Here is a 16,070-nt window from a genome sequence, read left to right on the forward strand (position 1 = left end):
AGCGTGCGATGAATAGATGCCGCGAACCCACGTGTTGGCGCGTCATGACCCGAACGCCTTGCCGGCCAAGATATATCAGAGGAGATGCCCCATGCAGGATGCAGCCGACAGCACCTATCGCGTGACCGCCGACGAACTTCGACAGTTTATCGAACGCTTCGAACGCCTCGAGGCCGAGAAAAAGGATCTCGCGGATCAGCAGAAAGAGGTGATGGCCGAAGCTAAGGCACGCGGCTATGACACCAAGGTAATGCGCAAGGTGATTTCGCTGCGCAAGCGCGACAAGGACGATATCGCCGAAGAAGAGGCGGTGCTGGAGATGTATAAGGAAGCTCTGGGCATGAGCTGATTTCGGTTGGCGCTTGAAACCGGTCGCCGATACCTGAAAAGAGAAAGCCGCGCAAAGGATGCGCGGCTTTCTGCATTTCAGAGGCGTGTCGATTGAAGATCAGTCGTTCGACCGGTCTTCGTCCCCATCTTCGGGAAGGGCCTCTTCGACAGTCTCGGCAAGGTCTTCGTCGTCGGATGCCGCAGCACCGATATCGTCGAAGAGTTCGGCGATTTCGTAATCCGCCGCCGCTTCTTCTTCGGCTGCGAGTTCCTGGATCGACTTGCCAGATGCCTGAAGTTCGGCTTCTTCGGGCGAGCGTGCGACATTCAGAATGATCGTGGCTTCCACTTCGGGGTGAAGCGTCACATGCACTTCGTGCAGACCCAGTTCCTTGATCGGCTGCCGGATGAGCACTTGCTTGCGGTCTAGCGAGAAACCTTCGGCGGTTGCGGTCTGTGCCGCGTCGCGCGTCGTGACCGACCCGTAGAGAGCACCCGAGTCCGCCGCCTGACGAATCACGGTGAACTGTTTGCCGTCGAGATCGGAGGCCAGCTTCTCGGCCTCTTTCTTGGTTTCGAGGTTGCGCGCCTCAAGCTGTGCCTTCTGCTCTTCGAAAGCGGCGATGTTGGCTTCGGAAGCACTCAGCGCCTTGCCCTGAAGCAGGAGGTAGTTGCGGGCATAACCGGGTTTCACGTCCACGACTTCGCCCATTTGGCCAAGCTTGGCGACGCGTTCAAGAAGAATAACTTGCATGTCTCTCTCCTTACTTCACGGCGTAGGGCAGAAGGGCGAGGAAGCGTGCGCGCTTGATGGCGCGGGCCAGTTCGCGTTGCTTCTTGGCTGATACCGCGGTGATGCGCGAGGGCACGATCTTGCCGCGTTCGCTGACGTAGCGTTGCAGCAGCTTGGTGTCCTTGTAGTCGATCTTGGGTGCATTCTCACCAGAGAAGGGGCAGACCTTGCGACGGCGGAAAAATGGTTTTGCAGCCATGAGTTAGTCTCCTTCTCTTAGGCGCGGCGTTCGCGGCGTTCGCCACGTTCTTCGCGTTTTTGCATCTGGACCGAGGGGCCTTCGGCGTGCTCGTCCACCTTGATCGTCAGAACGCGCATGACATCGTCATGCAGACGCATCAGGCGTTCCATTTCCTGCACGGCCCCTGCGGGCGCGTCGGTACGCATGAACGCGTAATGGCCCTTGCGGTTCTTGTTGATCTTGTAGGCCATTGTCTTGATACCCCAGTATTCGGTATCAACGACTTTGCCATCATTGTCGGTCACGACCCCGCTGAAGTGCTCCACGAGGCCCTCGGCCTGCGTGTTCGACAGGTCCTGACGCGAGATAAACACATGCTCATAAAGCGGCATGTCAGCTCCATTTTTATCAAGGCGCATTTCAAAGGACGGGTCTGTTACATCCGGATCGCGACCCATCCACGAGAGACTGCGCGGTTCAACTTTTCTGCGACCGGACGCGCGCTGTTACCGCGAATCCGGCAGGCGCACAAGAGCCGGGGACCAGCACCGCGCAAGGCCGTCCGACAATGGCCAAGCCCGCGCCCAAATCAGGTCGCATTTGCCCCTCATGGTTAACACGATCTGAACGAAGGACGCACCATGACAGCTTTGCCCGATACGATCATGCCGGAACGAGCACGACCTCCGATGATGGAGATAACGCTACCTGACGGGATGGACGCGACGCACCTTATCAAGGTGGTGGTCTGGCGCTTTCTCAGTGTTGTCTCGCTGCTTGCCGCGATTGGTGTATGGATCGTGCCAAGCGCACCGCAAGATACGCTGATGCCGCTTATCAAGCTTGTTTTTTCCGTAGGGTTCGCCGGCGGCGCCTTGTATTTTATCACGGCGACGCCCCAAGAGACGACGCCAGAGATCACCATCGACCCCCGGAACCGCCGGATCAGCATGTGTGAATACGATGCCAAGGGAGCCCGCAGCAAAGAAATCGTCCACGATTTCGATATGTTGAGCGATGTCGTGCTGCGCGATGGGTGGCTGACGGCGCAGGATGTCGACGGGCGCAGGGTTCTTTCGCTCCCGGTGCGTGATCCCGCGGCGGTCGCGGCACTACGTGAGGCGTTCGCTCCGACGCGCGCCTGAGTGCTGACATGCAAGTCAACGGCGCGAATGTTCGCCAGCACACAGGTTTTGTGACCACCTGAGGGATTGTCCAAAGCCCAATCGCGATTACACTCCTTGTCATGCGTAAAACATATCCGGGAGATACCTAATGAAATCTTTAGTAATGGCAGCCGCCGCCGCGTTGACACTGACGGCGGGGACGGCGTTGGCCGGGCCTGAAAAATACACGCTGGATGCGAGCCACAGCCAAGTCCTATTTACCTACAACCATCTTGGCTATTCCACGACTTACAATATTTTTTCGGGCTTTAACGGCGAGATCATGTTCGATCAGGAGGACCCGGCAAATTCTTCTGTGAACGTGTCGATCCCTGTGATGTCACTTTTTACCGGCTGGGAGGAGCGGTTCAAGCACCTCATGTCGGATGACTTTTTCGGGGCGAGCGAAGGCGACTTGATCACTTTCACGTCCACTGGGATTGAGGTGACGGGCGATGAGACCGCCAAGATCACCGGCGATCTGACAATCAACGGTGAAACAAAATCCGTGACGCTTGATGCGTCGCTGAACAAATCGGCTGAACATCCGATGAGCGGCAAGATGACCGCGGGGTTTGATGCTACGACCACGATCAACCGGTCTGATTATGGTCTGGGCAAATTTGCCCCGCCGGTCAGCGATGAGTTGGAGGTCATGATCTCGATCGAGGCGCAGAAAGCCGAATAAGGCACGCGCGATAAGTGTTATAGCCGCCCCGTCATGTCGACGGGGCGGCTTTTTTGTGCATCACTCCTGCCGTGTGGCGGTCAGATCGAACATGATGACCACCTCATAGGCAAGGGAGTCTGCATCATTGACGCTTTGCCCGATATTGAACTCACGCCGGTCAACGGTGACGCGACCCGAGGCTGTCGCCGTGCCGTTCTCGATCGCGAGGTCGACAGGAATGTCGAGCGGTTGTGTCATGTCGCGAATGGTCAGAGTGCCGTCTGCCATCAGCCCCTCGGGCGTTTCAACAAGGTCTGCTTCGTAGCGGGCCGTGGGGTGTTCCTCGGTTGCCAGAAAATCGCTACCCATCGCCTGATCCGTTACTGATCCGAGTGAGAGCGTCGGCGTGGCGACCGTGACATCCACAGAGCCGTGACGCCCTTCGGCATCGGCAGTTTCCTCATACGAGATATCCGCGCTCCAGTCCGAAAACTGCCCCCGAACAGTAGAGCCCATCTGAGTGATCTCGATGGCGAGCGTGCCGGATTGAACCTGCCACTGGCTGTTGACTGCGCTGGCTCCTGAAGCCTGAGTTGCGGCGTGGTGTTGTGGAAACCAGCCAAGCCAGGCCCCACCGCCGAGCGCCGCCATCCAGATGATCAAAGCCGCCACAGCGGGAAGGGCATGGCCGGGTTGTTCGCGTGTTGGCTCAGCGCCGCCATGCCCCGGCAGCATACGCCGCAATGTTGCGTCGCCATCAAGGACATGGTGCTTGATCGCGCCCGCGACGTGGGCGGCGATCGCGCCGATCAGAACCCATTGCAGGATATAGTGCAGGGTCGAAGCCGTTTCCGAGACGAACGCGCTTTTGGGGACGAATGGCAGGCCTTGACCAAAGGGCCACCAGATCGGAGCGAAACCCGTGGCCGCCGCGTGATGGACCCAGCCGGTAAGCGGCACGAGGACGAGCGAGCCATAGAGTAACCAGTGAACGGTCTCCGCCAGCCACGCCTCGGGCCGGTTGTCACCGTTCAGAAGGCCGGGTTTGACATGTGTCACCGCCCACAGGATACGCGCAAGTGCGACGAAGAAGATGGTCACGCCAATCGTCTTGTGCAGGGAAAAGAGAAATGTGGCACGCGCGACCATCGCATCGGTCGAGGTTATGGCCGGATCCTCGATGGCTTCGGCAATATTGGTGGCCCATAAGCCCAGACCCAGATTGCTCAGGATCAGCAAGGCGGTCAGCCAGTGAAATGTCTTGGAGACTGCCCCGTAGGTGGTGTGGGAATTGGTCAGTTGCATCTGTTTTCCTTGTCGCCACGCTTTGAGTCAAAAGGTCCTGTTTCAACATAGCTTACTGTCGCACTGCCGCAATCCGCGCCTCCGCACATCGCAGGTGCGAGGATGATTGCGTTGCCGTGGCCTGCGTGGCACGCTATCCGACGGGCAGAACACGCAAGGGAGCGCGCAGGATGAGCCGAGCATTTGTTTTTCCGGGGCAGGGGGCACAAACCATCGGGATGGGGCGTGCCCTGACCGAAACATATTCGGCGTCCCGCGCTATTTTTGAAGAGGTGGACGATGCTCTGGGCGAGAAGTTATCGCACCTGATCTGGGAAGGCGATCAAGATGCACTCACCCTCACCCGGAACGCACAGCCTGCGCTGATGGCGACCTCCTTGGCTGCGATGGCGGCGCTCGAATCGGAGGGCGTGAACGTCGAGGCGGCGCGTTTCGTGGCTGGGCACTCGTTGGGTGAGTATTCGGCATTGGCGGCGGCCGGGTCGCTCTCGGTGGCCGATACGGCGCGGCTTCTGCGCACGCGAGGCGCGGCCATGCAGGAGGCGGTGCCGGTCGGAGTAGGGGCAATGGCAGCTATTCTGGGTCTTGGCCTTGACGATGTCCGTGCGATCGCGGCCGAGGCCGCTGATGATGATGTCTGTCAGGCCGCAAACGACAACGATCCCGGACAAGTTGTTGTGTCGGGCGACAAGGCCGCGGTCGAGCGTGCCGTGACGCTCGCCAAGGAGAAGGGCGCGAAGAGAGCCATGCTTTTGCCTGTCAGTGCGCCCTTCCATTGCGAGTTGATGGCGCCTGCCGCCAAGGTGATGGCCGAGGCGCTTGAAAGTGTCGAGATCAAGACGCCACGTGTGCCACTCGTGGCGAATGTGGAGGCCAGCGAGGTTGAAGACCCGGATAAGATCCGCGCGCTCTTGGTTCGGCAGGTCACCGGTGCGGTACGCTGGCGCGAGTCGGTGAAGTTCATGGTGGCGCAAGGTGTCACGGAAATCTGGGAGATCGGTGCGGGCAAAGCCCTGAGCGGCATGATCCGGCGCATCGCGCGTGACGTGACCTGCCGCACGGTGGGTGCCCCGGACGATGTCACGGCGGCGGTCGAGGCTGCGAACGCAGAGTAAACCGGCGCTCGCAAAGGAGAGGAATATACCGTGTGCCAACACACGGTCCGGCTGGGCAGAAAGGAAGAACCATGTTTGATCTGACGGGAAAGCGGGCGCTTGTCACAGGTGCATCCGGGGGAATTGGCGGCGCTATCGCGCGGGCTTTGCACGGGGCTGGCGCAACTGTCAGCCTGAGTGGCACGCGGGTCGAGCCGCTTGAGGCGCTGGCCGCAGAGCTGGGCGAGCGGGCGCATGTGCTGCCCTGCAATCTTGGCGATGCCGAGGCGGTCGACGCCTTGCCGAAACAAGCGATTGAGGCGATGGGCGGGCTCGATATTCTTGTGAACAACGCCGGGATCACCAAGGATCAGATTTTCATGCGCATGTCGGATGAGGAATGGCAGTCGGTCATCGACGTCAACCTCACCAGCACGATGCGGCTTTGCCGCGCCGTGATGCGGCCGATGATGAAGGCGCGCTGGGGCCGGATCGTCAACATAAGCTCGATCGTGGGCGCCACGGGCAACCCCGGTCAGGTGAACTATGCCGCGTCAAAGGCCGGCATGGTAGGGATGACCAAATCCATCGCCTACGAGGTGGCCAGCCGGGGCATCACGGCGAATGCGGTTGCGCCGGGTTTCATCGCCACGGCCATGACCCAGAAGCTGACGGATGAGCAGAAAGCCGCCATCAACGAGAAGATCCCGGCTGCGCGCATGGGCGAGCCCGATGAAATTGCCGCGGCCGTCGTCTATTTGGCCAGCAACGAGGCAGGCTATGTCACAGGTGCCACACTGCATGTGAACGGCGGTATGGCAATGCTCTGAAATGCGTCTGCGGAGGGCGCCCTCTTGCCATTCCGGCTCCGAGTGCCCACACTGGACAAATCATTTGCCAACGGCGTGGCATGTGCTATAGGCGGCGCTGATTGGCCGGGGCGGTTCTGAGGGAGCCGGGCCGCGAACGCTGCCCGTAGGGCAAAACCGAAACCCGGAGCCGGACAAAACCGGGACCGGCGAATGGGCCAAGAGCCCGAGAGAAACGAAAAGGATTTTGGCATGAGCGATATCGCAGACCGCGTGAAAAAGATCGTTGTGGAACATCTGGGCGTTGACGAAGACAAGGTCACCGAAAACGCATCTTTCATCGACGATCTGGGCGCAGACAGCCTAGACACGGTCGAACTGGTCATGGCGTTCGAAGAAGAGTTCGGTATCGAAATCCCGGATGATGCCGCCGAGAACATCCAGACCTTCGGTGATGCGGTGAAGTTCATCAAAGAAGCCTCGTAAGGCGACTTTGACTGGCTGGCGTCCAAGCCGCCGGACGAAAGATTGAAAAGAGGCGCGGGTGCTCCCCGCGCCTTTTTTCGTTTCAATGCAGGTTTGCTGTCGGGTGGACAGTCAATCCCAAAAACCTTCATCAACGCTGGTCAATGCTTCGAGCTCTTCCTCGCTCAGGCGCGTGACATAGGCATAAGACCTGTCGTCGACCGGCACGAGTTTCATGTCGTCGATCGCAATGGCCACATGCTTGTCACCGACGTCAAGAAATCCGCCGACTTCGGCGACAACGCCCACGAGTTGTCCGTCCTTCGACAGGACCAGATCCTCGACTTCACCCACTTCGTTCCAGTCCGCGCCGACATTTTCGTAGGTGGCCTCGTCGGTCCATCCTTCATCATCGGCGGCATCTGTGGTATAGATTTCTGCATCGGTTATGTCACGGCTACGGATAAGTTCACCCTTTTTCGAACCAAGATCCGTCATGTCACCGTACTCATCTGCCATAAGGCCAGTGGCGGTCATAGTCATGGCGATTGCTGTCGTCGTAAGGAATTTCATTGCGTAGTGCTCCGTGTGCTTGGTTTTGTTTCCACTGCGTTACCAACGGAGCCCTGTGGCACAGGTTCCTGAATTTCTCTGCCGAAGGATAATTTCTGTTCCGCCGCGAATTGACGTGTCGATGCCGATTTGAGAACATCTGAACCGTCAAAATCCCCACATACATGCGATGCCGACCGCCCGGTCGCGGAGCTGTCATTAAAAGGGCCAAAGACTCATGATCATCTATCCCACCCTTGAACTTCTGAACGGCAAATGCGTTTCGCTTGTGCGGGGGCGTATCGACGAGCCCGTATTGTGGCATGTCGATCCGGTTGAAACCGCGCGCAGCTTTGTGGAAGCCGGCGCCGAGTGGATGCATATCACCGACATGGACGGTCTTTCCGGTGAAAACGGCAATCACGATTTGATCGAGAACATCATTCGCAGCGTGGGAATTCCCGTTCAACTGGGTGGCGGTTTTCGCACGCGTGAACAGGTCGAGCAATGGATCGACAAGGGCGCGGGCCGGATCGTCATCGGGACCATGGCCGCTCATGACCCTGATCTTCTCAAGGAGATGGCCAAATTCCATCCCGATCAGATTGTTCTTGCCGTGGACGTATTCGAAGGATCGGTGATGACCGAGGGTTGGCGCAGCAAAAGCGCCTTTGACCCGGCCGACTTCATCAGATCATTCGAAGAGGCGCCTCTCGCGGGGGTGATCGTGACCGACATCGACGCCAATATCGCAGATGCCGATTCCAGCCTTGGTCTGATCACCAGCCTTGCGGGGCAGACTCGCCATCCGGTGATCGCCCGCGGTACGGTCCGTAACGTCGATGACGTGGCACGCCTGAGATATGTGCAGAACGTGGCCGGCACGCTGATCGGTCGCGCGCTTCTGTCGCGTGATGTCGATCTGAAAGAGGCGCTGGCCATTGCTCAGCCCTCTTCCGAGCCCACGGCTGAATTCACCTGAGGCCCGCAAGGCTCCGCCGATTTGCGGGGCAGATACGTTCCGGCCTGCAGCCGGTCTTGCCCATTGGGGGCAAGCCGGGGTATGAGGCGCAGAACTTGACTGAAAAAAGGGCAGCATCATGCGTCGTGTCGTCGTAACGGGTCTGGGATTGGTCACGCCTCTCGCGGATGGCGTGGAAGATAGCTGGAGCCGTCTTCTGGAAGGGCAATCAGGGGCGGGCACGATTACGCGGTTCGATCCCTCCCGCGTCGCAACGACCTACGCCTGCGAGGTGCCGCTTGGCGATGGCAGCGACGGCACATTCAACGCCGACGCCTACATGGAGCCGAAAGAACGGCGCAAGGTCGATGATTTCATTCTTTACGGCATTGCCGCTGCGGATCAGGCGGTGCGCGACGCCGGCTGGCTTCCCGAAGACGAAGAAGATCGACTGCGTACGGGTGTCATGCTCGGGTCGGGCATCGGCGGATTGCGGTCGATCGAAGAAACAACGCTTATTATCAATGAAAAAGGGCCCCGCCGTGTCTCGCCGTTCTTTATTCCTGGGGCGCTTATCAACCTGATCTCGGGACAGGTGGGTATCCGCTTTGGCTTCAAGGGCCCGAACCACTCGGTCGTGACGGCCTGTTCAACGGGCGCACATGCGATTGGTGATGCCGCGCGGCTGATCATGTTCGGGGATGCTGAAGTGATGGTGGCAGGCGGGGCTGAGGCGGCGATCTGTGAAATCGGCATCGCGGGCTTCAACGCCTGCAAGGCGCTGTCGACCAAGCGCGCGGACGATCCCAAAGCCGCGAGCCGCCCCTATGATGCCGATCGCGACGGATTCGTGATGGGCGAGGGTGCAGGCGTGGTCGTGCTTGAGGAATACGAACATGCCAAGGCCCGTGGAGCCAAGATCTATGCTGAAATTTTGGGATATGGCCTCTCTGGCGACGCCTACCATATCACCGCGCCCAGCGAAGATGGCGACGGTGGGTTCCGGGCCATGAAAATGGCTTTGGGCCACGCAGGCATAGAGCCTTCGGAAGTCGATTACATCAATGCTCACGGCACATCGACGATGGCCGATACCATTGAACTGAAGGCGGTCGAGCGTCTGCTTGGGGATGCGGCCTCGGGCGCGGCCATGAGTTCGACCAAATCCGCCACCGGCCATCTGCTTGGTGCTGCGGGCGCGATCGAAGCGATCTTCACGATTCTCGCGGTCCGCGATCAGGTCGTGCCGCCAACGATCAACCTCGACAATCCGGCGGTTGAAACACCACTGGATCTTGTGCCGAACACCAAGAAAGAGCGTCAGGTGCGCGTGGTCATGTCCAACAGCTTCGGCTTTGGGGGCACGAACGCAAGCTTGTGTATCGGAGCTCTCCGCTGATGTGGCGGCATATCGCCTCGAACGCGCTTACTTTCTTAGTGGTCATCGCCTTCCTTCTGGGAGGCGTAATCCTCTGGGGGCAAAGCACTTATCACGCGGAAGGATCGTTGGACGAAGCCATGTGCCTCCGGGTGAAGAGTGGCGCGAACATGCGTGGCGTGTCGCAGCAACTTGCCGTAGAGGGGGCGATCTCTCATCCTTCGATCCTTCGGGTTGGCGCGGATTACACTGACAAGACCCAGTTGCTGAAGGCCGGGAGCTGGCTCATTCCCGAAAACGCGAGCATGAGCGAGATTGTCGATATCATCACCCGTGGTGGCGCCAGCACCTGTGGCACCGAAGTCATTTACCGGATCGGTGTTACGAGTTCGGAAATCGAAGTGCGCGAACTTGATCCCACGACGAATCGCTTCGTCGAAAAGGCGGAATTTACGCCGGGTGAGGGTGAGCCACCGGCGGAATACGTCAAAGTGCGTGATCAGGCGGATACGCGTTACCGTGTCGCGATCGCCGAAGGCACGACAAGCTGGCAGATCGTAAATGCGTTGCAATCGGTCGATGCCCTGAGCGGTGACGTCGAGGAGGTGCCGGCGGAAGGCATGCTTGCGCCCGACAGCTACGAGGTGAGCGAAGGTGACGAGCGGACCGCCCTGCTTGACCGGATGCGAGCGGCTCAGGAGGCCATTCTCGCCGCCGTATGGGAGGATCGCGATCCCGATCTGCCGCTTGAGACGCCTGAAGATTTGCTCAAGCTTGCGTCGATTGTGGAAAAAGAAACCGGCCTAGCCGAGGAGCGCGAGCAGGTGGCCAGCGTGTTCGTGAACCGGCTGAATCAGGGCATGCGGCTTCAGACCGACCCAACGGTGATCTACGGGATCACCGAGGGGCAGGGCACGCTGGGACGCGGGCTTCGTCAGTCGGAATTGCGCAAGGAAACGCCTTGGAACACCTATGTGATCAATGGGCTGCCTGCGACGCCTATCGCAAACCCCGGTCGTGCCAGCATCGAAGCAGCGGCCCAGCCCGCAAGCACCGACTTTATCTTCTTCGTGGCGGACGGGTCCGGCGGGCACGCTTTCGCGGAAACGCTGGCCGAGCATAACGAGAATGTTGCGCGCTGGCGTCAGATCGAGGCGGAGCGCAACAACCAGTAATCCGTGCCGTATCGGGTTCTCAAGCGCGGCATCTTGGCGCTTGACCCAGCGGCGGGCCCGCTTCAAGAACGGGCAGAAAAAAGGGGACTGCAATGCCACGGCGCGCCGCAAGCGACGCAAAAATCGCCGACCGCGAAACGTCGAAGCGCGTTGGGTCTCTGTCCGCGCTCTGGCCGTTCCTGAGGCCTTACAAACTTCTGATGGGCGCAGCAGTCCTTGCGCTTGTTCTAACGGCCTGCATCTCGTTGATCCTGCCCATGGCGGTGCGGCGCGTTGTCGATAATTTCAATGCGCAGAGCGGTGAAATCCTAGATCAGTATTTTACCGCCGCACTCGCGGTGGCGGCGCTTCTCGCGTTGGGAACCGGCCTGCGTTACGCATTGGTCACCCGACTTGGCGAGCGGGTCGTCGCGGATATCCGCAAGGGTGTTTTCGATCGTGTCATCGAGATGAGCCCGGCGTTCTTCGAGCGGATCATGACCGGAGAGGTGCTTAGCCGCATCACCACCGACACCACGCTCATTCTGAGCGTCATCGGATCGTCCGTGTCGATCGCCCTACGCAATTTCCTGATCTTCTTGGGCGGCCTTGTCCTCATGGTCTTCACCTCGGCCAAGCTGACCGGTCTGGTGTTGCTGATCGTGCCGCTGATCATCGTGCCCATCCTCACCTTGGGGCGGCGTCTTCGCGGCCTGAGCCGTGAGAATCAGGATTGGATCGCGCAAAGCTCGGGCAATGCGTCCGAGGCGCTGCTGAGCGTGCAGACGGTGCAGGCCTTCACCCATGAACGGGCGAGCCGAAAGCTCTTTGCGGTGCTGACCGAACAAAGTTTTGATGCCGCGCGCCGCCGTATTTTCACACGCGCGCTTATGACGGTGATCGTGATCTTTCTTGTCTTTGCGGGCGTGGTTTCCGTGCTCTGGATCGGCGCGCGCGATGTGCGCGAGGGGACAATGACGGCCGGAATGTTGGTGCAATTCGTGATTTACGCGATCATGGTCGCGGGCTCGGTTGCGGCCTTGTCGGAAATTTGGGGTGAGCTTCAGCGTGCCGCCGGGGCGACCGAACGGCTGGTCGAACTTCTGGGAACCGATGACGCGGTGCAAGACCCCGAAAATCCGGTTCAGGTGCCGTCACCAGTGGCGGGCGCGCTGCGCTTTGAGAATGTACAGTTTTCCTATCCTGCGCGCCGTGATTTGCCCGCTCTGAACGACCTTGATCTTGATATCGCACCGGGCGAAACGGTGGCGCTCGTGGGCCCTTCGGGTGCGGGCAAGACCACGATCATCCAACTGCTTCAGCGCTTTTATGATCCGGACGAAGGCACGGTCACGCTTGATGGGGTGGCGTTGCGTGACATGGCGCGCCGTGAGTTCCGCGCGCACATGGCGCTTGTCCCCCAAGATCCTGTGATCTTCGCCACGTCCGCGCGTGAAAACATTCGTTTCGGCCGCCTTGATGCCAGTGACGAAGAGGTGGAGGATGCCGCCCGCGCCGCTGCTGCGCATGATTTCATCGCCGCTCTGCCCGAAGGGTATAATACCTATGTCGGTGAGCGGGGCGTGATGCTCTCGGGTGGTCAGAAACAGCGCATCGCCATTGCGCGTGCCATCCTGCGCGATGCCCCCGTGTTGCTTCTGGACGAGGCCACAAGCGCACTGGATGCTGAAAGCGAACGGGCGGTTCAGCAAGCTGTCGATGCCATGGCGCGCACCCGGACCACGGTGATCGTGGCGCATAGGCTTGCCACTGTGAAAAAGGCCGATCGGATCGTCGTCATGGACGAGGGCCGCATCGTCGCAACCGGGTCCCACGACAGTCTCGTGGCCGAAGGTGGGCTCTATGCACGGCTTGCGCGCCTTCAGTTCACCGATGGTGAGGCGGCCTGAGACGGCTGACCATTGCGCCTGCATTCTGCGCACGCTACCCGTAGGGCAAAGCGTTTCGCGAAACGCTATGTGCCTTTGAAAGAGAGCCCGACATGAGAGTTGCTACCGCTGCATATCCGCTTGACCCCGTTGAAAGCTGGGACGCTTACGCCGAAAAGCTTGAACGCTGGGTGGCCAGCGGCGCCAAAACCGGGGCTGAGCTTCTGGTTTTCCCCGAGTATGGCATCATGGAGCTTGCCATGCTGGCAGGGGCGAAGGTGGCCAATGATCTCGAAGGTTGTCTGCATGCTGTTTCGGACCGTATCCCAGACGCCGATTCGCTGCATTCCGACCTTGCGACAAAGTACAAGGTTCACATCCTTGCCGCCTCGGCTCCGGTCTTTGATGCGCAATATGGCGAACGGCCGGTGAATCGCGCGCGTCTTTTCACACCAACCGGCGCAATGGGCATTCAGGACAAGCAGATCATGACCCGGTTCGAGCGTGATCCATGGGGTGTGGTTCCGGGTGGGCCACTCCGCCTTTTTGACACTGCCTTGGGCAGGATCGGCGTGCTGATATGCTATGATGCCGAGTATCCGCTTTTTGGCCGCGCCCTGAGCGATGCGGAGGTCATCCTTGTTCCGTCCTGCACCGAGGCGCTGGCGGGCTACTGGCGGGTGCGTGTCGGGGCGATGGCCCGGGCGCTCGAGCAGCAATGCGTAACGGTCATGTCGTCGATTGTAGGCCCTGCTCCCTGGTGCGAGGCGGTGGACGAAAATACCGGCATGGGCGGCGTGTTTGGCCCGCCCGATACCGGGTTTCCGTCGACGGGGGTGTTCGCCGAGGGAACGCTTGATGCGCCGGGCTGGACCATCGCAGATATCGACCTTGGGGCCATCGAACATGTCCGCCGTGACGGTGGTGTTCTCAACCGCGCGCACTGGGATGAACAGCCGGCACGCGACGGGCATGTCACACCTGAGGCCCTGAGGTAACAATGTGCTTGAAAAAGGCTGAGAACCGCACCATTTAAGGGTCGATCCGCGAGAAGGCGGAATTCATGTCAATGAGGAGACAACATGGCCAAGGAAGATACGCTCGAATTTCCCGGTGTCGTGAAGGAACTCCTGCCCAATGCGACATTTCGGGTCGAGCTTGAGAACGGCCATGAGATCATCGCACACACGGCAGGCAAGATGCGCAAGAACCGCATCCGTGTTCTGGCTGGCGACAAAGTGCAAGTCGAGATGACCCCCTATGATTTGACCAAGGGTCGGATCAACTATCGCTTTAAATAAGTACGAAACGGCGCGGCCCGACCCATGCGACTGATCCTCGGATCCGCAAGCCCGCGCCGTCGCGATCTGCTGGCGCAGATCGGTGTGACACCTGATGATATTCGCCCTGCGGATATCGACGAAACTCCCTTGAAAACCGAGCTTCCTCGGCCCTAGTGCCTGCGCATGGCCACCGAGAAGGCGCATGCCATCGCAACCGCTGAGGACGACCTGGATTAGTCGGCGGACACGACCGTCGCTTTGGGGCGCCGCATTCTGGGTAAGCCCGAGAACGCGGCCGAGGCGCGGGCGTTTCTTCGTGCTTTGTCGGGGCGCAGGCACCGGGTGATCACCGCTGTGGCCCTGCGCCGGGGCAACACCCTCTGGCAAACCGATGTCGTCACTGCGGTCCGGATGAAACGTCTTTCCGAGCCCGAAATCTCTGGCTATCTCGCCACTGGCGACTGGCACGGCAAGGCCGGCGGGTATGGCATTCAGGGCCCCGCCGGGGCATTCGTGCCGTGGATCAGCGGCTCGTTTTCGGCCGTTGTCGGCCTGCCCCTGGCCGAGACCGCCAACCTCCTGCAAACTGCAGGGTATCCTATCTGGAAAGTTTAATCATGAGACGCCACACCATCATTCTTGATCATATCGATGGCCGTGAGGCGGCGGCCCTGCTCGAGAATGGACGTCTTGACGATCTGCTGTTGGCGATGGATGCCACACCAGCCGTAGGCACGATCTATAGGGCCGTGGCACAGAGGCCGGTCAAAGGGCAGGGGGGGATGTTCGTCTCGACGCCTGATGGCCCTGCGTTCCTGCGTCAGGTCAAGGGGCTGTCCCCTGGTCAAACTGTTCTGGTGCAAGTCACAGGCCGCGCGGAACCCGGCAAGGCGATCCCCGTGACGTCCAAAGTGCTGTTCAAAAGCCGCTATGCAATTGTCACGCCCGAGGCGCCGGGACTCAATATTTCGCGCAGCATCAAGGACGAGGCGCGGAGAGACGCGCTTCTCGAACTGGCGCACGAGATGATGGAGGCCGATGGAATGGGGCTGATCCTGCGATCCTCCTGTCTTGAGGCAGGGGATGCCGAGATCGCCGAGGATATCGAGGCCATGGCCGCAACCGCGGGCCGGATCATGCCAGAGAATGAGGGCACGGAGGCGACCCTTCTTGAAGGGGACGGGCCGCATGCTCTGGCTTGGCGTGAATGGGCCATGCCGGCCGATGTGATCACCCAAGCTGGCGGCTTTGCGCGCGAAGGAGTTTTGGATCAACTTGAGAACCTTGAGGTCGCCTGTGCGGATCTGCCCGGTGCCGGATCGCTCTGGATCGAGCCGACGCGCGCGCTCATTGCCGTGGACGTCAATACTGGCGGCGATACATCGCCCGCCGCCGGCCTCAAAGCCAATCTAGCAGCGGCCCGCGAACTTCCACGCCAACTGCGCCTGCGCGGCCTCGGGGGGCAGGTGACGGTTGACCTTGCGCCCATGACCAAGAAAGATCGCAAAGCGTTCGAGAGTACGCTCCGCGTCGCCTTCCGAACCGATCAGATTGAAACTGCGCTCGTCGGCTGGACGCCCCTTGGCCATTTCGAGCTTCAGCGCAAACGCGATCGCATTCCGATATCGGAGATCCTGTCATGAGTTGTCCCATCTGCGCAAAACCCACCGACCCCAAGACGCGCCCATTCTGTTCACGACGGTGCGCAGACGTCGATCTGGCCAAGTGGCTGTCGGGGGATTACGCTGTTCCCTCGCGCGAGCCCGAGGACATCGAGGCGGCCATCGAGGCGGTGGAAAACCTTCCGCCAAAACCGCATTGATTTTTTACACAAATCCTCTGGACACCCTATCTGCGCTGCCCTAGAACGCCTGCACCCGAACGGTCTTCCGTTCCCCGTGCCCGGGTAGCTCAGGGGTAGAGCAGTGGATTGAAAATCCTCGTGTCGGTGGTTCGATTCCGCCCCCGGGCACCACTTTAAGTCATAACCTGCTGTTCTCCCTCAGTCTCTTTGGGAAGCCGCGCGGGCGTAGGTTGCGT

Annotated in this window: 19 protein-coding genes, 1 tRNA gene and 1 pseudogene; 16 read left to right on the plus strand and 5 right to left on the minus strand. The window is 60.0% G+C overall.

Translation table 11 applies throughout. The features are described 5' to 3' along the window. Window positions 1-91: 91 nt before the first annotated feature. Window positions 92-349: a DUF2312 domain-containing protein gene (locus V8359_RS00815; RefSeq protein ID WP_336426798.1), complete on the plus strand. Its 258-nt coding sequence runs from the start codon at window positions 92-94 to the stop codon at window positions 347-349. A gap of 99 nt (window positions 350-448) precedes the next feature. Here the strand turns inward: V8359_RS00815 and rplI are convergent, their stop codons facing one another. The 3 genes from rplI to rpsF are packed head-to-tail and all read right to left on the minus strand — an operon-like array spanning window position 449 to window position 1,696. Next, complete coding sequence (gene rplI, locus V8359_RS00820; RefSeq protein WP_336426799.1) at window positions 449-1,084, minus strand: 50S ribosomal protein L9; 636 nt, start codon at window positions 1,082-1,084, stop codon at window positions 449-451. A gap of 10 nt (window positions 1,085-1,094) precedes the next feature. Beyond that, on the minus strand, window positions 1,095-1,322 hold the full coding sequence (gene rpsR, locus V8359_RS00825) for a 30S ribosomal protein S18 (protein ID WP_093009826.1): 228 nt from the start codon (window positions 1,320-1,322) through the stop codon (window positions 1,095-1,097). A 17-nt stretch (window positions 1,323-1,339) separates the two neighbouring features. Beyond that, entirely contained in the window at window positions 1,340-1,696 is a 357-nt protein-coding gene (gene rpsF / locus V8359_RS00830; RefSeq protein WP_336426800.1) for a 30S ribosomal protein S6, read from the minus strand. A 249-nt stretch (window positions 1,697-1,945) separates the two neighbouring features. On the opposite strand from rpsF, the gene V8359_RS00835 reads away from it, so the two are divergent. Both V8359_RS00835 and V8359_RS00840 read left to right on the plus strand, forming a co-directional pair. Further along, window positions 1,946-2,449 (plus strand): hypothetical protein, encoded by a 504-nt coding sequence (locus V8359_RS00835; protein WP_336426801.1) that lies wholly within the window; start codon window positions 1,946-1,948, stop codon window positions 2,447-2,449. A 130-nt stretch (window positions 2,450-2,579) separates the two neighbouring features. Continuing rightward, a complete protein-coding gene (locus tag V8359_RS00840) occupies window positions 2,580-3,158 on the plus strand; it encodes a YceI family protein (protein ID WP_336426802.1) in 579 nt (192 codons plus the stop codon). A 60-nt stretch (window positions 3,159-3,218) separates the two neighbouring features. On the opposite strand, the gene V8359_RS00845 is transcribed toward V8359_RS00840, so the two are convergent. Continuing rightward, window positions 3,219-4,445 carry a cytochrome b/b6 domain-containing protein gene (locus V8359_RS00845; protein ID WP_336426803.1) on the minus strand — a complete coding sequence of 409 codons (1,227 nt, stop codon included), beginning with the start codon at window positions 4,443-4,445 and terminating at the stop codon, window positions 3,219-3,221. Window positions 4,446-4,615: 170 nt separating this feature from the next. Here V8359_RS00845 and fabD point away from each other — a divergent pair, with 170 nt between their 5' ends. The 3 genes from fabD to V8359_RS00860 all read left to right on the plus strand — a co-directional run bounded on the left by fabD (window position 4,616) and on the right by V8359_RS00860 (window position 6,834). Next, window positions 4,616-5,560: an ACP S-malonyltransferase gene (fabD, locus tag V8359_RS00850; protein WP_336426804.1), complete on the plus strand. Its 945-nt coding sequence runs from the start codon at window positions 4,616-4,618 to the stop codon at window positions 5,558-5,560. A gap of 71 nt (window positions 5,561-5,631) precedes the next feature. After that, window positions 5,632-6,369 (plus strand): 3-oxoacyl-[acyl-carrier-protein] reductase, encoded by a 738-nt coding sequence (gene fabG / locus V8359_RS00855; RefSeq protein WP_336426805.1) that lies wholly within the window; start codon window positions 5,632-5,634, stop codon window positions 6,367-6,369. A 231-nt stretch (window positions 6,370-6,600) separates the two neighbouring features. Next, window positions 6,601-6,834 (plus strand): acyl carrier protein, encoded by a 234-nt coding sequence (locus V8359_RS00860; RefSeq protein WP_336426806.1) that lies wholly within the window; start codon window positions 6,601-6,603, stop codon window positions 6,832-6,834. Window positions 6,835-6,945: 111 nt separating this feature from the next. On the opposite strand, the gene V8359_RS00865 is transcribed toward V8359_RS00860, so the two are convergent. Then, window positions 6,946-7,386 carry a PRC-barrel domain-containing protein gene (locus V8359_RS00865; protein WP_336426807.1) on the minus strand — a complete coding sequence of 147 codons (441 nt, stop codon included), beginning with the start codon at window positions 7,384-7,386 and terminating at the stop codon, window positions 6,946-6,948. Window positions 7,387-7,603: 217 nt separating this feature from the next. Between V8359_RS00865 and V8359_RS00870 the strand changes: the two genes are divergently transcribed. From V8359_RS00870 to V8359_RS00915, 10 genes and pseudogenes are all read left to right on the plus strand, one after another. Beyond that, window positions 7,604-8,347, plus strand: coding sequence for a 1-(5-phosphoribosyl)-5-[(5-phosphoribosylamino)methylideneamino] imidazole-4-carboxamide isomerase (locus V8359_RS00870; protein ID WP_336426808.1), 744 nt, complete (start codon window positions 7,604-7,606; stop codon window positions 8,345-8,347). A 118-nt stretch (window positions 8,348-8,465) separates the two neighbouring features. After that, complete coding sequence (gene fabF / locus V8359_RS00875) at window positions 8,466-9,725, plus strand: beta-ketoacyl-ACP synthase II (RefSeq protein ID WP_336426809.1); 1,260 nt, start codon at window positions 8,466-8,468, stop codon at window positions 9,723-9,725. Then, window positions 9,725-10,879, plus strand: coding sequence for an endolytic transglycosylase MltG (mltG, locus tag V8359_RS00880; RefSeq protein ID WP_336426810.1), 1,155 nt, complete (start codon window positions 9,725-9,727; stop codon window positions 10,877-10,879). The genes fabF and mltG overlap by 1 nt, the downstream gene beginning before the upstream one ends. 92 nt (window positions 10,880-10,971) lie before the next feature. Next, complete coding sequence (locus V8359_RS00885) at window positions 10,972-12,768, plus strand: ABC transporter transmembrane domain-containing protein (RefSeq protein ID WP_336426811.1); 1,797 nt, start codon at window positions 10,972-10,974, stop codon at window positions 12,766-12,768. 92 nt (window positions 12,769-12,860) lie between these two features. Then, on the plus strand, window positions 12,861-13,745 hold the full coding sequence (locus tag V8359_RS00890) for a carbon-nitrogen hydrolase family protein (protein WP_336426812.1): 885 nt from the start codon (window positions 12,861-12,863) through the stop codon (window positions 13,743-13,745). An 84-nt stretch (window positions 13,746-13,829) separates the two neighbouring features. Further along, the gene (gene infA, locus V8359_RS00895; protein WP_005978431.1) at window positions 13,830-14,048 is read left to right on the plus strand and encodes a translation initiation factor IF-1; all 219 of its coding nucleotides are present in this window, start codon (window positions 13,830-13,832) and stop codon (window positions 14,046-14,048) included. Between the two features lie 24 nt (window positions 14,049-14,072). Beyond that, window positions 14,073-14,645, plus strand: a pseudogene (locus V8359_RS00900) (Maf family protein). Window positions 14,646-14,647: 2 nt separating this feature from the next. Then, entirely contained in the window at window positions 14,648-15,673 is a 1,026-nt protein-coding gene (locus V8359_RS00905; RefSeq protein WP_336426813.1) for a ribonuclease E/G, read from the plus strand. Next, window positions 15,670-15,852, plus strand: a complete 183-nt coding sequence (locus V8359_RS00910) for a DNA gyrase inhibitor YacG (RefSeq protein WP_336426814.1) — start codon at window positions 15,670-15,672, stop codon at window positions 15,850-15,852. Before V8359_RS00905 ends, V8359_RS00910 begins: the two co-directional genes overlap by 4 nt. Before the next feature lie 78 nt (window positions 15,853-15,930). Beyond that, window positions 15,931-16,005 (plus strand) — tRNA-Phe (locus V8359_RS00915). Window positions 16,006-16,070 lie beyond the last annotated feature (65 nt).

Source organism: Roseovarius sp. E0-M6 (genome assembly GCF_037083845.1).
Classification (GTDB): Bacteria; Pseudomonadota; Alphaproteobacteria; order Rhodobacterales; family Rhodobacteraceae; genus Roseovarius.

Coding starts and splice junctions, on each gene's coding strand:
- V8359_RS00815 (WP_336426798.1), top strand. CDS start 92: ATGCAGGATGCAGCCGACAGCACCTATCGCGTGACCGCCGACGAACTT.
- rplI (WP_336426799.1), bottom strand. CDS start 1,084: ATGCAAGTTATTCTTCTTGAACGCGTCGCCAAGCTTGGCCAAATGGGC.
- rpsR (WP_093009826.1), bottom strand. CDS start 1,322: ATGGCTGCAAAACCATTTTTCCGCCGTCGCAAGGTCTGCCCCTTCTCT.
- rpsF (WP_336426800.1), bottom strand. CDS start 1,696: ATGCCGCTTTATGAGCATGTGTTTATCTCGCGTCAGGACCTGTCGAAC.
- V8359_RS00835 (WP_336426801.1), top strand. CDS start 1,946: ATGACAGCTTTGCCCGATACGATCATGCCGGAACGAGCACGACCTCCG.
- V8359_RS00840 (WP_336426802.1), top strand. CDS start 2,580: ATGAAATCTTTAGTAATGGCAGCCGCCGCCGCGTTGACACTGACGGCG.
- V8359_RS00845 (WP_336426803.1), bottom strand. CDS start 4,445: ATGCAACTGACCAATTCCCACACCACCTACGGGGCAGTCTCCAAGACA.
- fabD (WP_336426804.1), top strand. CDS start 4,616: ATGAGCCGAGCATTTGTTTTTCCGGGGCAGGGGGCACAAACCATCGGG.
- fabG (WP_336426805.1), top strand. CDS start 5,632: ATGTTTGATCTGACGGGAAAGCGGGCGCTTGTCACAGGTGCATCCGGG.
- V8359_RS00860 (WP_336426806.1), top strand. CDS start 6,601: ATGAGCGATATCGCAGACCGCGTGAAAAAGATCGTTGTGGAACATCTG.
- V8359_RS00865 (WP_336426807.1), bottom strand. CDS start 7,386: ATGAAATTCCTTACGACGACAGCAATCGCCATGACTATGACCGCCACT.
- V8359_RS00870 (WP_336426808.1), top strand. CDS start 7,604: ATGATCATCTATCCCACCCTTGAACTTCTGAACGGCAAATGCGTTTCG.
- fabF (WP_336426809.1), top strand. CDS start 8,466: ATGCGTCGTGTCGTCGTAACGGGTCTGGGATTGGTCACGCCTCTCGCG.
- mltG (WP_336426810.1), top strand. CDS start 9,725: ATGTGGCGGCATATCGCCTCGAACGCGCTTACTTTCTTAGTGGTCATC.
- V8359_RS00885 (WP_336426811.1), top strand. CDS start 10,972: ATGCCACGGCGCGCCGCAAGCGACGCAAAAATCGCCGACCGCGAAACG.
- V8359_RS00890 (WP_336426812.1), top strand. CDS start 12,861: ATGAGAGTTGCTACCGCTGCATATCCGCTTGACCCCGTTGAAAGCTGG.
- infA (WP_005978431.1), top strand. CDS start 13,830: ATGGCCAAGGAAGATACGCTCGAATTTCCCGGTGTCGTGAAGGAACTC.
- V8359_RS00905 (WP_336426813.1), top strand. CDS start 14,648: ATGAGACGCCACACCATCATTCTTGATCATATCGATGGCCGTGAGGCG.
- V8359_RS00910 (WP_336426814.1), top strand. CDS start 15,670: ATGAGTTGTCCCATCTGCGCAAAACCCACCGACCCCAAGACGCGCCCA.